The organism is Pseudomonas sp. GW458-11-26-14-LB4 (genome assembly GCF_059423925.1).
Window position 1 is genome coordinate 43444 of record NZ_JBWKYU010000032.1, and the last position, 13272, is coordinate 56715.

A 13272-nucleotide genomic window follows, 5' to 3' on the forward strand; every position below is an offset into this window, starting at 1 on the left:
TTGCCAGGCCATTACACTGGGCGAACACCTCCTCGGAGTGGAAGCCAAAGAATTCAGATGCAGAAAGGGCGACTTTGAAGTCGCCCTTTTTTATTGTCTTACGATTTGGCGGGTCGCATGCGCTGTTGTAACTGAAGGCGCTTGAGCGTTTCCTGATACATGGTGGTGCGGCGGTGCTGTTTGCCGTATCCACCGATCGCGGCCACGGTGCCGGCCTGAATGTGATCGAGGTAGCGGAAGATCGTCCGCGGCGAGAGGCATTTGATGCCGTAGCCAAGGTTGCTTAAACGATCCTGCAGCGTGTATCCCGGGACCCGGTCGTCCATCGAAAAATGCAGCCCGTGAGCCTTGATCAGCCGTGCATTCCACAAGGTGCAGAAGCTTTTCAGGTGAGTTTCCCGGTAGGGTTTTGGATCTCGGGAGGGCAACCCCAAGTGCTGTTTTGCTCGGCGGAAATAGTGTTTGAAATAACGCGAAGACAAACGCCAGCTGTCTCTAAGGACGCCGCGATCCAATTGTTCGACGCAACCGACCGCCGCTGTATCCAAAGATTGCATGCACTCATTCATCATCTTCGAAAAGACAGTACTGTCAAAAACGAAAGTGTCGGTGTGCAGCAAAAACAGGTAATCGGTTTCAACTTTCGCAAGTGCCAGATCAAGTGCCTTGCCATGAGCAATATGCCCCGCTTCCTTGCCGGGAGAAGGGCGCTCGATCAAGTTGATCCAGTCCAGAGACCGCAAGTAAATCAGGCTTTCATCGGCGGAATCGTTGTCCACCACCCACACCGGAATTTGATTCTCCTTGACGTACTGCTGGAGAAACTCCAGGCACATCCGGGTTATTTCCGGCGTCTTGTAATTGACCAATACAAGACTGAAGGCGGGCAGTTGTTTAGAGGTGGAATTGATCGCACTCATGGTCCGGGCTCACTTCAAGTTGAAGGGTTCTGCTGACGGCAATCAGCACACAGAACCGCTGCTTTGTGGCCCGGATGGTAGGGACGCAACCTTAGTTGAAGCTTAATTTCCGAGCGCCCGGGCGGGGCGACTTGTTACGGCTTGCGACAGCGGCGAGGCGCTTGGCGGCCAAGCGCGGTTGCACGGTAAGATGCGCCGCCCTTTCAAGTTCAAGGAAGACAACGGCCCGCGCCGTTCGCCACGGATGAAACCACTTTCCCTCTACCACCCGGCCCTTTACTGGCTGCGCGTGTGGCAAAAAAGACTGTTCCGCCACATCGCCTGGCACTGCTCGAGCAAACGCTACGCACGGCCTGCCACGACGTCCGAGCGCCTGCCTTACCGCTACCTCAAACACACCTCAAAACTGATCCGCAAACTCGGCGACTCCGACCTTGCGCTGCAACACAACAAAGTCATCAACCTCAAACTCGCCGTCGCCGCCATCGACGGCGTCACCATCGCCCCCGGCGAATATTTCTCCTTCTGCCGCCTCGTCGGCCGCCCGACCCGCCAACGCGGCTACGTCGAAGGCATGGAACTCTCATTCGGCGAAGCCCGCACCGGCATCGGCGGCGGCATCTGCCAACTCAGCAACCTCATCCACTGGATGGCCATTCACTCACCCCTGGTCGTCATCGAACGCGCCAACCACAGCTTCGACCCCTTCCCGGACGACGGCCGCGTCCTGCCATTCGGCTCCGGCGCGGCGATCTTCTACAACTACATCGACCTGGTACTGCACAACCCGACGGATCGCAGCTTTCAGCTGAAGTTGAAGGTCGGGGAGACGCAGTTGGAGGGGGAATTGTTGTGTGATCGGGAGCGGGCTTATCGGTATCACGTGTTTGAAGTGGGGCATCGGTTTGTGCGGGAGGGGGCGCGGGTGTATCGGGAGAATGAGATTTGGCGGGAGGTGAGGGAGAAGGGGCAGGTGGGGGCGTTGGTGGAGAGGGAGCGGTTGTATGGGAATCGGGTGGTGGTTAAGTATGAGGTCGGGGAACAAGTCATTGAAAGGCAGCAGTAGGTTGTGTTTTTGCCTTAGGGTTTTGAGTCTGTGACGGAAATAACGCAATTACGGGTTTAGGTAGGGATACGTTTCGCCGCATAGGTGAAACGTATCGTCCAGATAATAAACTCCGGAAATCGAGTTTATTACCAGTTCTAGCTTTCCCTTTGATGGGAATAGCAAATAGAACAGCTCAAAGAATAAATAGTCTTTGATGAGGGTTGCTGCTACGTCTGGGCGGTTTCTTATCAGGGTTGAAAGTGGCGGGTAATTGCAATCTCGTAATGCGGGGATGTCGGCGTAGCCTTGTTTGTTATCGTCTTGTATGCATTCGGCGATGAATGCATTTGTCAGCTCGTGGAATTGCTCGGGCAGTTCGTGAGTTTTTATTGATAAAGTATATTTTTTGGTATTTTTGGAGAGCGGTTCACCGAAGCCAAGGCTGCGGTAGGTTACAGAGGTTGGGTCAATGATATTGTTCTCTGATTTGAAGATCATGATTTTTTAATCGCGGGAGGAAACGAAGGGGATGCTGTATGTACGCAATCGTGGTCGTCTACATAAGTTAAGAAGCTAAGGGCTATATTAGTTATCCAGAATGGAAAGCCAGTCGTTTCTGAAAGCAATATTTTCAAATCGGATGATGACTGAAGCGTCCAGGCATGGATTTGGTTGTCGAGGACGATTAATTTTGGTTTCTCAGAAGGGTATAGGAGATCGACTTTTTTCCAAAAGTTTGGGTCGTGTTGTTTTGTTACGGATTTTAGATTGAAGGGGTCAAGGGTTTTTGTGTTGGAGTAAAAGAAGCAGGTTTTTATGTCTGAGATTATTTTTTCTAATTCAATGTCTTTGATTTGCTGGTTTTTTAGATTGTTTGTTTCAAGTGCTGATGTGATTTCTTTTTCCAAGTAACTCATCGAGATATTCCTGTTGTTTTTTTTTTTTTTTTTTTTTTTTTTTTTTTTTTGAAGCATAAATAGAAGTGAGTCTGTTCCCTTTGTGGAGTGTTTTAATTATTGATTGTAAATTCGATAGCCAGCGTCAAAGTTGCTAGTGGTGTGAGTGTTGCTATATGTGGAGTCGAATATGCCTGTGAGAGGTGGTTGAGTAGATTTTTCTATTGAATTTAGTTTTTCTAAAGCCTTTTGAAACTCCGGGTAGCTTTCTATGTATGTGTAGTCTGATGAGTTAAATTCAAGTGTTATAGTATTGGGTGAAATGAATGCGAAGTTAATCAAGAGCTCCGGGGTCGAAAAAATTCTTCCGCTGATGTCGTAAATCTTGTCTCCGGTATTTAATTTTTTGCCGTAGCGCTCGTGGGTTAAATACCCGTGATCTTGATTTGATAGTCGCAGTAGTTTTTCGTAGCCTTTTATTGACTCAAAGGAAATACAGGCTTGTCTTATTATAAGGAAGCCGTGTTCGGTCATGTTCTCCAAAAACGTTGAGTTCTGCCTGTTGATCGAATCGATTAAGGGCTCGTCGATCAGGTTAAGTACAAAATTTGATAGCTTAAGGCGAAATTTTTCCTGAGGGTTCTCGATGGGTGGGATGCTGATACAGCTTATAATCCCGCCTGCGTTATCGGAGTCGATTACGCCAAAGCACTCTGTGATATCAATTGAGAAAATCATTGCGCTCTCCAGCGAGAACTGAATACACCTATAAGATGTTGGAGGTGGATGTTTTTAATCTTCTTTATTCCATTCCGCATGGGTCTCAATGGCTATTTTTAGCCACGCGCTAAAGTCAGGATGTTCTCCGTGAAGCTCCCACCCCTCTGAAGCATATGCATGTATTATTAGCACTTTTGGATTGCCGGATAAATCATCACCGTCAAAGCAAGCAATATCATCATTGGCGTTGAACTTTGCGAAAGGAACTAACGTGCGGTTGGGATACAGATTTTTTAGCGTGTTGTGCCAGTAATTTATTTTTCCCTCTTGATATATTAGTAACCACCAAGGTTCAATGTCCGGTTCAGGTTCCGTAGTCGCGAATTCTATAAATGTACTAGGGAAGTTGTAGTTTTTCAGGTGTTCAATGTTGAGAGAAATTTTCATTTTGCCTGTTGGTTTTGAAATGCGGAAAAGGGACGGGGGCAGATTTATTTTCTTTAACGAATAATAAATCTGCCCTCTTCAATTTGGTTCTATTTAAAGTTGCGCGCTGCTGGATTTTTTTAGAAGGTTTTCAAGTTCGGGGTAGGATTCAAGTTCTTCGTGGGTTAGGGAGTTAATAATAGCTTGTATTTTTTTTGCGTATTTATTCTCGATCGGGACTTCGCTCCAATCCAGTTCTGAGGCAGAGGCTATTAATACTTCGGTAAATGGAGAGTCCAAAAGTTTCTTTAGAATTTCAATTGCCTGAGTGGAGCGATTCTCTCCAAGAGCCGCAGCACTTCGCTCCTGCCAATACTCTTTCCTTGATAGGATCGTGTCATTAAGTCGGTTCCAGTCTTCAGCGCTGAATTTTCCTAGAACTCCTTTGGCTACCTGCTCTGTAATGTATTCATTCCAGTTAGAATCCTCGCTTTGTCCCAGCCGGTAGTTGTATTCATCGAAGGCCTTGCTATTCATGATTGTTACTCAATTTTAATAGTAGGCGACATATGGGGCTGAATAGGGGGCAGGTTGATTTTCTATTTTTTTTCAGCGAAAAATAAACCGGTCTCCTTTAATTTATGCTTCAAGCATAAAGTCTTCGATTTTCTTAATGTATTCCATCTTGTCCTTTGTTCTGAATTCCCCTAGGAATATTTCAGAGTTTTTTAGAGGTTTTCCTTTGTTGTCATACTTGATTGTCAGGAAATCAACTACAAACTCCCCCGATGGATCTCCTTCTGGTTCAACTCTGGAGTCAAAGCAGTGTCCCGTAGTTTGTCGTGCACCACCTAGTAAAACTGAGCTACTAAACCAATCTGCAGTTTCGGGGGTGAGATCAACCTCGTAAAGGTTGTTGATTGTGATTGTCCATCCGCTGGGTACTCGTAGGGGTTGGAGTTCGTATTTAAGTTTTCTTCTCATATTGTTTGGTATTTTTCATTTGTTTTTGAACTTGATCTGGAGATGCCGGAAATCCGTGTGTTACATATTGAAAGGAGGGCGGACGTATTTTGTCCGAAGAAAAATAAATCTGTCCCCTTCTTTGGTCCAAACCCCCACCATGTTTTTCTAAGGATTGTCTTCTGGAAGCTCATTTTTGTTATTCAAGTTAACTGGGAAGGGCGCGGATTCATTTTTAAAAGAAAATAAATCTGCCCCCGTTTTGATATTTATTCGTCCCCTTTGGTTTTTTGGTTATTCTGGGGCGTTCAAGTAAGCGGATGGGCCGCAAAGTAGCGGATGTTTAGTAGTGAATTCAATTAATGAATTTTCACTGGATGCAATTACTCTGAATTTTTGTTCGTTGGATGTGATTTTGATTGTCATTTTTTCATGGGTGGGAATATTTTTTATTAAAAGGTCTTCGATGTTGCTGCAATTTAAACCTATGCGGCAGGTGTTAAATCCAGATTGCTTCCATTTGGCTGGCGGTGCATCTGGGTAATCTGGAATATCAAACTCCATTATTATAACTGGTCTACTGTTGTCAATATTTATGGAGAACAGTTCTATCTCCCCGATTGGGATGGGTGAGGTGAATACCTTGTTAAAAAAATTGCTTCCGTCTAATTCGTTCCAGGAATTCATTTTTTTTCCTTGAAATAATAGTGGTCTTTTGCACCAGGAACCTTGCCTGTTCTCGTATTTTCAATTTGAAAAGGGGACAGATTTATTTTTCGCTGAAGAAAATAAATCTGTCTCATTTGGATTTGTCCCCTTTGGATTTTTTCGCTACTAAATCTAGATCCGGGAATCGACTAAAGATTCTCAATGTCTGTGTTGCAGCCATTGTTTTTCAGTCTTTGGATTTCTTGCTCAAAAGAGTACTTGGATGAGTTTTCGTTTTTTTTGTCATACACTTTTCTCAAGTATCGGAAGAGTTTGCCAATATTATTTTTTGTCTTGTCGTCAAGGCTAGCAATAAGGTCGTAATCATCCATTGATAGAATGTGTAATTTATTCTTCAGAACGTAGTATGCGGTAATGTTCGAAAGCAAGCCCGCCGCATCTTCGTAGTTTTCTTTCAAGTATTTAGCATAATCTTCAAATATTTTTGTCAAAAGACTCTGCGCGGCTTTTTGAGTTTTCAATACGCTGCACATTTCCTGCCAGTTGCTGACATACAGGTGGTCACCCCAATCGGAGCCTCTAGCAAAATAAATTCCTTCTCCTTTGAAGAATTCAGAAATTTCATGCTGGTCTAAGGCAGTTTCAAATGTAGTTTTCATTGAAGCTTTTCCCAATCGTCGAAATTTTTCAACAGCGTTCCAATGTCGCTGTTGTGGGTGACATTCTCAGAGCCGATCAGAGCGGCTTCTTTTGTACCGCTTTTCGTTGCACCACCAGGAACCCATTCGTTAGGGTAGGCGCCATTTTCCTTACCATTAGGCATCTCATATTTAAAACGAGGGTCATCCGGCTTTATTTTAACAATATAGATGCCTTCACCTTCGAGAGTCTTTGCACCAAGGTTCAGCTCTTTATTCAGAACTCGCCAGTCGTTACCTGCAGCTCGATATTTGGCAACGACTTCTTCCATCTCAGAAGATAGACCCACAAACTTCCGTTGAGGAAAGGTTGGGTAGCTGGAACCGGTGATCCAACTTTCGATTACCACGAAGGATCCTCCCTCTTTTGCGAAGAGCTCTCGATGGGCCTTAATGTAGTTCTCAGGAAGATAGTCACCAGGATTCGGTGGCCGATCAGCCTTATTCATATCAATTATTTCATCGAATTTTTCCTGACTCATCGGCAAATGGTCAGGCTTGGTGGCGTTGGCTGAGTTCGTCGGTAGCTTGCAATCAGGTCCAGGACAGGTCGTACTCAGTCCCAGTGGATCGACCCAGCCCGTAGGGTTCGGTACGTATTGGTAGTTGTTCAACCCACCCGCAAGCTTGATCGGATCCGGCGTCAAAAAACGCGCTGTGTTCGGATTGTAGTAGCGGTGCCGGTTGTAATGTAACCCTGTCTCGGCGTCGAAGTACTGACCCTGAAAGCGCAGCGGGTTGTCGATTTCGCTGACATCCAGTGCCGCAAGGTTGCCATAGGCGCGGTATTTTGCCGACCACATGATCTCGCCGCTGTAGTCGGTGAGTTCCTGCGGAGTGCCGAGGTGGTCGAGTTGGTAGTAGAACGGCGTGGCCTTTAGTGGACCCGCGCCGTCGAGCATCGCCAAGGGGCGGAAGCTGCCGGGTTCGTAGATGTAGGTGCGATAGCGGTTGTCGGCGCTCTCGGCGATCAGACGTTCGCCTTGCCACAGGAATTCGGTGGTATGGCTGTCGACGGTCTTTTCGATGCGGCGGCCGAAGGCATCGTATTTGTACGACGCCGTACTGCCTCCCGGCAGGCTTACGCCGATCAGCCGATGTTGGCAGTCATACCGGTATTCAGTGACGAGTTTCTGGTTAGCGCCGCGCCGCTCGCGGATTAGGTTGCCGTAGGCGTCGTAGTCGTAGTGGCGGTCGCCCTGCATCAGCAGGCGGTTGCCTTTGACGTTGGCCAGGTTGGCAACGGGCATGTCGGTCTGACCGAGCAGGTTACCCGCCGGGTCATGGGCGAAGCTTTCGGGTGTTGCGCCACGTACGTTAATCAGTCGATCCAGCGGATCGTAGTGGTAGCTGCGATTGCCTTTACGGCTGTCGTCGATACCGGCGAGGTTACCGTTGGCGTCGTAGTTGTAGCGACGCTGGAACAGGTTTTTGTCGCGTTGACTGACGCTGTGCGCTTGCAGGCGACCTTGTTCATCGTATTGATATTGGCTGAGCAGCAGACCTTGCTGACGTTGCTGTTCACGACCGGCGCTGAACTGGTGGGAAGTCAGGCGCGTGCCGTTGAGGTCGATACTGCTCAGATGCCCGCCAGGTTGGTGGCGATAATCGAGTGTGCTGCCATCCGGCAGGCGGCAGTGATTGAGCTGTCCGACGCTGTCGTATTCGTAACGCGTGGTGCCCCAGCCCTGATGCTCGGTGATCAGCCGATCTTGCACATCATATTCATAAGCTAGCGGCCAATGACCATCGTCCACGTTGACCAGACGGCCAAGTGCATCGTAGTTGTAGTGAATTTCCTCGCCATCGGGCAGGGTCTTCACCAGCAGTCGGCCAGCGGCGTCGCGCTGGTACTCGGTGACCAGTTCGCTGCCGTCGTCGCCGAATTCGGTTTTCTTCAGCAGCTTGCCGTTGAGGTCGTACTCGTAGGCAGTGCGGCGTCCGTCGAAACCGGTTTCCTGCTGGATCAGCCCGTTCGAGTAGTAATTCAGCTGATAGTGTTCGCCGCGTTCGTTTTCGATGTCGGTGAGCAGCAGGCGTGCGTTGTCATAGCGATAACGCAGTTGACTGCCGTCCGGGTTGATACGACGGCTGACCAGGTGCAGGTTATCGGCATACTCGTAACGGGTTACGCGGCCCAGTTCGTCGCGTTCAGCCGTGACGCGACCGTATGGGTTGTAGGTAAACGCGCGGGTGGCACCACCGGGCAGGGTGATCTGTGCCAGACGGTTTGCAGCATCCCACTGGTAGTGGGTGATTGCACCGGTCTCAGCCTGACGTGTGATCTGCCGACCGAGCGCGTCGTAGCGATATTTGCGTTGACCGCCGTCGGGCAGGCGCTCCTCCAGCAACTGGCCAAGGTTATTCCAGCCCAGTTGATGACGGCTGCCATCAGGGTGTCTGATTTCCAGCAAACGTCCCTGGCGATCGTAGCTGTAGTGGGTCGAGTTTCCATCTGGATCAATTTGTTCGGTGATATCGCCCTGGTCGTTACGCCAGTAGATCCATTTGGCCGGGCCACGATTAACCACACGGACGTAGCCGTGGTAGTACTCGTAGGAGGTCGGCATGTCTTCCGGCGGGATGATCGCGACCAGTCGACCGGCCTCGTTGTATTGGTATTCAGTGACCGCCCCCAATGGGTCCTTTTCGGCGATCAACCTACCTTGATCGTCGTAAGCCTTGAGGTGTTCCGCGCCATCCGGATCGACCTTGGCGACGAGTCGAGCCTTGTCATCGTGGGTGTAGACCTCTTCGCTGCCATCTGCGTTGGTAACCGTGACGCTACCTTTGTCATCCCACGCGTAGTGCGCGTCCATTTGCGAGAAGCTGGCCCAGTGATGGATGCAGCGCGCTGACTTGCCTTCCTTTTCCCATTCCCAGTAGAAGCTGGCGCCACCGGCGAGTTGCCGCTCGAGAATGACGTTCTGTTCGTTGTAGGCGTAACGCTCCGACTCGCCGGCAGCGTTCGTGGCTTTGATCAGGCGTTGTTGAGCATCGTACGTGTAAGTGACCAGCGTCTGGACGGTGCTCCATGCATCTTCCAGATTGTCTGCCGGAACGAATTGCTGATAGTCGATGGCGACAATGTGTTTGCGGTCGTACCGAACCAGAAGTGCTCGACCGGCCCCGTTATCCACGCGCTTGATTCGACCGTGGATGTCACGGGTGATGTGCAGGCGATTGTCGTAGTTGTCGCTGATGGCGATCAGCGTCGCGCCTTTGCTGTTGAAGCAGAAGTGATAGAACTGCTTGCGTTCACCAGCCTGTGTGAGGATAAGTTCGGAAGGGTCGTTGCCGATGAAGATCGCGGCTTCCGAAAGGCTGTTGGTGATTGCCGGACGCTGCTCGCTCGGCATAGGAAAAGTCGTGACACGGTTTTCGTGGTCGGTCCAGACGACTTCATCGCCATTGATGTCCACCCGTTGGGCGAGGGCATGGCTCCAGCCATATCCAAGACCGCAGTCAATTTCCGCGGCGCTAGTGCGATAGAGACGAGTCCAGGCGAAGGGCAACAGACCACCGAGTTCACCATCGGTCAGCGTCAGTAGTTCCTCGCCGGTGACCATTGAGACCGGGCAACCATTGGTACAGGTTTTTTTCGCGCAGGTAGCGCTTTTCTCGTCGGGGGTCTTGGATTGATCGGGAACGTCGTCGACCTTCTCCTTCGGTTCAAGCTTGGTCTGGTTCTGTTTCTTGTCACGTGGGAATGAAGAGGCATCTTTGACCTCTTGTTTCGGTGTATCTGAAGTCTTGGGCAGCGAGGCTTTGGCTGGTTGCTCGGCTACCTGGCTTTTGGGTGCGGCCTGCGGAGGCTGGGGTTTAGGCTTGGGCGCTTCAGTGGCGGCTTCGTCGATCTTCAATGCTGCCGTTTTGGCAGGCTTCATCGGCACATTCTTGGCGCTGGCGATGATTGGTTTCGACACTTCCGCATGAGCAGGCAGGGCGTGCTTGTTGCTGAGTGTCATCAGAGTAGAAGCAAGATCATCCAGATACTTGATCGCTTCACCCGATTTGACCGTGGACAGGACTTTTGTCCCTGCTCTTACAGCCAGGCCGGCACCACCCGTCAGGCAGATACCCACCAGTACGTTGATCAGAAACTCCGAAGCAATCGCCGTCATAACGTCGACGATGACCTGCGGCGGAAGCATGCCTACCCACGCCACAATCGCCGAGACATAGATGAACATCAGCGGCTCGTCGCTGAGGATCAGCAATCCTGAAGCGATGGACTCTTTCGACGCGGCATAGAGCTTGTCGATTTCGATGTCCGAGAGATATTTTTTGAGTTTTGCGTAGTTTTTTTGCGGATTGGCGAGCAGCTCGAACAGGCTTTTGATGTCGTCCCACAGACGAAGCAGCGCTTTCTCAAAACCATCCAGTGCCCGTTTAAGCAAAATGACCGAACGCCCGGCACGGTCTGCCGCCGAGTAGCTGGCCCATTGCGGCTGAAACTTGCTCGACCATTCGCTTTGCAGCCAGCTGTCAAGCTTGCCGATAACGCCTTGATAGGAGTCATAGAGCGCTTTGACGTCGTTCTGCGAGACATTGGGAAAGAACGTGATGCGGTAGGTCTGACCTTTCTTGCAGCCTTCAACCACCTTGATGCCGCTTGGGCCGATCATGGTTTCGATAACCGGTCCGGTAACGTCGTCGTAGAAGGTGCCTTTGGTCACTGGCTCCAGCTTCACCGGAGTATTGCCAATTGGGACGAATCGCGCTGACTCAAACATATGGATCAGCGTGAAATCACCCACCAGTGGGCAGGTCGCATAAGTTTCCACGGCGCCGGTTTTGGTCTTGCGTTTCGTGACGCTGACTTCGTTGCCGACCTTGAAGGTCTGGTCGACATCCAGCGCCCAGCCCGTCCAGAAACCGTCAGCCCAATCCTTGTAATCGCTCAGGCAGTTTTTGAAGTCTTTGAGAATCAGGCTCACGTCAGGTGTTTTGGCGTCCAGCACACGCAGGACCAATGTACCAATCGGGGTATTCATGACGTGACTTCCTTTGTCAGCTCAGCAGCAAGACGCTCTGCCATCTCTTCTGTATTGGGGTTTTGGCGTACGAAGCGTTCGACCTTTCTGCGCAGGTTGGCTTCAGGGAATTCGAAGTAAAGCTCTGGACAATCCTCTGATAGCCACTGCATCAGGTTCTCAACGACGGTGGTGTGATCCTTTTTTGCGAGGAGATCCAAGAGCGTTTGAGGCACCTCCCACCACGGCCAATCCTTCGCCTTCGGCACCACCCTCGGCCCGACTTCCAGGCTCCGCCCATTAATCAGATACCGCTCAAACACCGGCAACACTTCCCCAGCCGTCTCACCCAACCCTTCCAGAATCGGATAGATATGCCGCCCATCCCAAAACCGGAAAAACACTTCGGTCCCGTCCGGCATCTTCACTTGGGTCAAGCTGCGCAGGTGTTCGAAAACTTCGTTGGGCTCCGAGCGGGAGACCGCCAGCCAGCCCCAGTCGAGGGCGTCGGTTTCGGTGATCCAGGGCAGGAAGGCCGAGCTGGCTTGGAGTTCGGCGACGTATGGCATCACCGGTTGCCAGGTGGAGTAGGGTGTTCCACCCCAGACGGGAATGGCCTGCACGGACGGTTCGCTCTGATACAAGGCCTTGAGCGCTTCGGCATCACTGGCGGCGCTGACGATCAGATACAGACGTTCGTCTTTTTGCAGCGGCTGTTGTGCCAGCCAGTCCTTGGGTGTCAGTCGATTAGATGGCACAGGCACCTGCCTTGCATTTTTCACACTCTTCACAGAACGGCGCATTACGCTTGAGGGTGTTGATCTGCGCCGGGGTCAGCACGGCGCCAGCCTTGTCGGCATCCGCCTGCTTCAACACGCCCGGCAGCAGTGGGGCGGCGCCGGTGCCGCTGCCCGGTCCTCCGCCGGAGTTGATGTTGATCGCCGGCCCGCTCATGGTCACGCCGCCGCCATCGATCTTGATGAAGCTGCCACCGCCGACCAGCGTCAGTTCGGCCCCAGCCTCCAGCACCACCTTCATGCCACTGCTCAGGTGAATTTCCTGCCCCGCGTCGATGAACTGCCCGGTGCCGATCTTGATGTGCTGGTTCACGCCCACGGTCAGGTGATCGTTGGCCCGTGCTTCGACTTTGCGGTCTTCATAAACCGTGTGGTGTTCTTCGGCCTTGAATTCCGTGTAGCTGTTCTTTTCCACGACGTCGTGGCGTTCGTGGCCGACGCGGATTTTCTGGTCGTGTTCGATGTTTTCGTCCCAGTCGCGCTGGGCGTGGAGGAAGATCTGTTCCTGGCCTTTCTTGTCTTCGATGCGCAGTTCGTTGAAGCCGCCGCCGCCCATCGAGCTCAGGGTCTTGAAGGTGGTGCGGGTCTTGTTCGCCGGCCGGGCGTAAGGGACGGTGTTTTCCTTGTGGTACAGGCAGCCGCTGATCAGCGGCTGGTCGGGGTCGCCTTCGAGGAAGGTCACCAGCACTTCCATGCCGATGCGCGGGATGGCGATGCCGCCGTACTGGGCGCCGGCCCAGGCGGAAGACACGCGCAGCCAGCAGCTGGTTTTGTCGTCGGCCTGACCTTCACGATCCCAGTGGAACTGGACTTTGACGCGGCCGTATTCGTCGCAGTGGATTTCTTCGCCTTTAGGGCCGGTGACCACGGCGCTCTGGCTGCCGAGGATGCGCGGTTTCGGGTGGCGCAGGGGCGGGCGGTTCGGCACGTCCCACGGGGTGGCCTGGAAGCGGTTGCGGTAGCCCTGGTGGAAATCGTCTTTGAGCGCGGTGGTGTCGCTGGTCACCGACTCTTCCAGCACCTGCGGCTGCTTGCCTTCGTGGTGGACTTCGGTGAGCAGCCACAGGTCGTTCCACTTGGCTTTCGGGTGTTCTTTCAGCGCGAGGAAATGGCCGCTGACCAGCAGAGGTTGGTCGCTCTTGCCTTCCGCGAGCTGGAA

The 13272-nt window shown here is 51.6% G+C and carries 12 protein-coding genes; 1 reads left to right on the plus strand and 11 read right to left on the minus strand.

Annotation, left to right across the window (positions count from 1 at the left end; genetic code table 11):
* Nucleotides 1-98: 98 nt before the first annotated feature.
* Entirely contained in the window at nt 99-920 is an 822-nt protein-coding gene (locus AC07XZ_RS28355) for a glycosyltransferase family 2 protein (RefSeq protein ID WP_102688553.1), read from the minus strand.
* Between the two features lie 244 nt (nt 921-1164).
* Between AC07XZ_RS28355 and AC07XZ_RS28360 the strand changes: the two genes are divergently transcribed.
* Nucleotides 1165-1986, plus strand: a complete 822-nt coding sequence (locus AC07XZ_RS28360) for a VanW family protein (RefSeq protein ID WP_102688557.1) — start codon at nt 1165-1167, stop codon at nt 1984-1986.
* A gap of 48 nt (nt 1987-2034) precedes the next feature.
* Here AC07XZ_RS28360 and AC07XZ_RS28365 read toward each other — a convergent pair whose 3' ends face one another.
* From AC07XZ_RS28365 to tssI, 10 genes are all read right to left on the minus strand, one after another.
* Nucleotides 2035-2466, minus strand: a complete 432-nt coding sequence (locus tag AC07XZ_RS28365; RefSeq protein WP_085748422.1) for a hypothetical protein — start codon at nt 2464-2466, stop codon at nt 2035-2037.
* Nucleotides 2463-2885, minus strand: a complete 423-nt coding sequence (locus AC07XZ_RS28370; protein ID WP_102718948.1) for a hypothetical protein — start codon at nt 2883-2885, stop codon at nt 2463-2465. Before AC07XZ_RS28370 ends, AC07XZ_RS28365 begins: the two co-directional genes overlap by 4 nt.
* A 96-nt stretch (nt 2886-2981) precedes the next feature.
* Nucleotides 2982-3602: a hypothetical protein gene (locus tag AC07XZ_RS28375; RefSeq protein WP_102686524.1), complete on the minus strand. Its 621-nt coding sequence runs from the start codon at nt 3600-3602 to the stop codon at nt 2982-2984.
* A gap of 54 nt (nt 3603-3656) precedes the next feature.
* Nucleotides 3657-4031, minus strand: a complete 375-nt coding sequence (locus AC07XZ_RS28380) for a hypothetical protein (RefSeq protein WP_085748420.1) — start codon at nt 4029-4031, stop codon at nt 3657-3659.
* A 93-nt stretch (nt 4032-4124) separates the two neighbouring features.
* On the minus strand, nt 4125-4547 hold the full coding sequence (locus tag AC07XZ_RS28385; protein ID WP_102686525.1) for a hypothetical protein: 423 nt from the start codon (nt 4545-4547) through the stop codon (nt 4125-4127).
* A 720-nt stretch (nt 4548-5267) separates the two neighbouring features.
* Nucleotides 5268-5660, minus strand: a complete 393-nt coding sequence (locus AC07XZ_RS28390; RefSeq protein ID WP_102686526.1) for an Imm50 family immunity protein — start codon at nt 5658-5660, stop codon at nt 5268-5270.
* Nucleotides 5661-5830: 170 nt separating this feature from the next.
* Nucleotides 5831-6301 carry a hypothetical protein gene (locus tag AC07XZ_RS28395; protein WP_085686252.1) on the minus strand — a complete coding sequence of 157 codons (471 nt, stop codon included), beginning with the start codon at nt 6299-6301 and terminating at the stop codon, nt 5831-5833.
* Nucleotides 6298-11337: an RHS repeat-associated core domain-containing protein gene (locus tag AC07XZ_RS28400; protein WP_102686527.1), complete on the minus strand. Its 5040-nt coding sequence runs from the start codon at nt 11335-11337 to the stop codon at nt 6298-6300. Before AC07XZ_RS28400 ends, AC07XZ_RS28395 begins: the two co-directional genes overlap by 4 nt.
* Nucleotides 11334-12074, minus strand: coding sequence for a DUF4123 domain-containing protein (locus tag AC07XZ_RS28405; RefSeq protein WP_102686528.1), 741 nt, complete (start codon nt 12072-12074; stop codon nt 11334-11336). Before AC07XZ_RS28405 ends, AC07XZ_RS28400 begins: the two co-directional genes overlap by 4 nt.
* Nucleotides 12064-13272, minus strand: a 1209-nt coding sequence (gene tssI, locus AC07XZ_RS28410; RefSeq protein ID WP_494990441.1) for a type VI secretion system tip protein TssI/VgrG, incomplete at its 5' end; no start/stop codon positions are given. The genes AC07XZ_RS28405 and tssI, both read right to left, overlap by 11 nt.

Excerpts from the sequence above, each read along its gene's own strand:
- AC07XZ_RS28355 (WP_102688553.1), bottom strand. The coding sequence starts at position 920 with ATGAGTGCGATCAATTCCACCTCTAAACAACTGCCCGCCTTCAGTCTT.
- AC07XZ_RS28360 (WP_102688557.1), top strand. The coding sequence starts at position 1,165 with ATGAAACCACTTTCCCTCTACCACCCGGCCCTTTACTGGCTGCGCGTG.
- AC07XZ_RS28365 (WP_085748422.1), bottom strand. The coding sequence starts at position 2,466 with ATGATCTTCAAATCAGAGAACAATATCATTGACCCAACCTCTGTAACC.
- AC07XZ_RS28370 (WP_102718948.1), bottom strand. The coding sequence starts at position 2,885 with ATGAGTTACTTGGAAAAAGAAATCACATCAGCACTTGAAACAAACAAT.
- AC07XZ_RS28375 (WP_102686524.1), bottom strand. The coding sequence starts at position 3,602 with ATGATTTTCTCAATTGATATCACAGAGTGCTTTGGCGTAATCGACTCC.
- AC07XZ_RS28380 (WP_085748420.1), bottom strand. The coding sequence starts at position 4,031 with ATGAAAATTTCTCTCAACATTGAACACCTGAAAAACTACAACTTCCCT.
- AC07XZ_RS28385 (WP_102686525.1), bottom strand. The coding sequence starts at position 4,547 with ATGAATAGCAAGGCCTTCGATGAATACAACTACCGGCTGGGACAAAGC.
- AC07XZ_RS28390 (WP_102686526.1), bottom strand. The coding sequence starts at position 5,660 with ATGAATTCCTGGAACGAATTAGACGGAAGCAATTTTTTTAACAAGGTA.
- AC07XZ_RS28395 (WP_085686252.1), bottom strand. The coding sequence starts at position 6,301 with ATGAAAACTACATTTGAAACTGCCTTAGACCAGCATGAAATTTCTGAA.
- AC07XZ_RS28400 (WP_102686527.1), bottom strand. The coding sequence starts at position 11,337 with ATGAATACCCCGATTGGTACATTGGTCCTGCGTGTGCTGGACGCCAAA.